This is a genomic window from Streptomyces albiflavescens (assembly GCF_014645835.1).
In the GTDB taxonomy this organism is placed as follows: domain Bacteria; phylum Actinomycetota; class Actinomycetes; order Streptomycetales; family Streptomycetaceae; genus Streptomyces; species Streptomyces albiflavescens.
Window position 1 is genome coordinate 1 of the sequence record NZ_BMMM01000054.1, and the last position, 605, is coordinate 605.

The 605-nt window shown below is 68.1% G+C and carries 1 protein-coding gene; it reads left to right on the top strand.

The features are described from left to right. Positions 1–247 precede the first annotated feature (247 nt). Positions 248–605: aggregation-promoting factor C-terminal-like domain-containing protein (locus IEY95_RS48485; RefSeq protein ID WP_189192734.1), on the top strand; the 358-nt coding region annotated here is incomplete at its 3' end.

Genomic DNA, 605 nt, shown 5'->3' on the forward strand with positions numbered 1-605 from the left:
CATGTCCGCGTCATAAGGGCGCCTGACCTGCAGTTTGAGAGCCAGGTCACACCAGGCACTTTCTCCACGGATGCGACCACCACTAGTAAAAGGGGTCATTGCGGACACCCCTCGGAGCCTGCTTCTCTTGAGCTCGTCGCCAGGCACCGACGAGCCCACCCGGGCCGCGGCACCCCCGTACGCCGGCACCACACACCACGTGGCCACGGCACACAGCGACCCCCTGCCCCCGAAGAAAAGGTGCTCCGTGACCGTCTCCGTCATCCGCCGCGTCATCGCCTCCCCGAAGAAGGTCCTCACCGGTGCCGCCCTGGCCGCCGCCACCACCGGTATGGTTCTGGCCGCCGCCCCCGCCCAGGCCGCCACCCCCACCACGGCCTCCTCCGCCCAGGCAATCGCGCACACGATGATCCCGGACGACGCGCAGTACAACGCCTTCAGCAAGATCGTCGAACACGAGAGCGGCTGGAACCCCACCGCCACCAACGCCTCCTCCGGCGCCTACGGCCTCGTCCAGGCCCTGCCCGCCTCCAAGATGGCCACCGCCGGCAGCGACTGGAAGACCAACCCCGCCACCCAGATCAAATGGGGCCTGGACTACATGA